Annotated in this window: 1 protein-coding gene; it reads left to right on the plus strand. The window is 50.6% G+C overall.

Annotation, left to right across the window (positions count from 1 at the left end):
- On the plus strand, positions 1-192 hold a 192-nt coding region (locus R2R70_RS23230), incomplete at its 5' end, for a response regulator transcription factor (protein ID WP_323488598.1).
- Between the last annotated feature and the right edge of the window lie 43 nt (positions 193-235).

The following is a 235-nucleotide window of genomic DNA, read 5'->3' on the forward strand; positions in this document are numbered from 1 at the left end:
GATCTCAAATCGTTAAGCGCCCGCCAGCGGGAGATTTTAACCATGTTAGCGGCGGGCGAATCAAATAAGGAGATCGGCAGAGCGCTGAATATCAGTACCGGAACGGTGAAAGCGCATCTGGAATCCCTGTATCGCCGTCTGGAAGTGAAAAATCGCACCCAGGCGGCAATGATGTTAAATATCTCCTCCTGAAGAGGATAATTTTACAGCCAGCAGGAAGTTAGCGGCTGGCTGT

Source organism: Cobetia sp. SIMBA_158 (assembly GCF_046566945.1).
GTDB classification, from domain to species: Bacteria; Pseudomonadota; Gammaproteobacteria; order Pseudomonadales; family Halomonadaceae; genus Cobetia; species Cobetia amphilecti.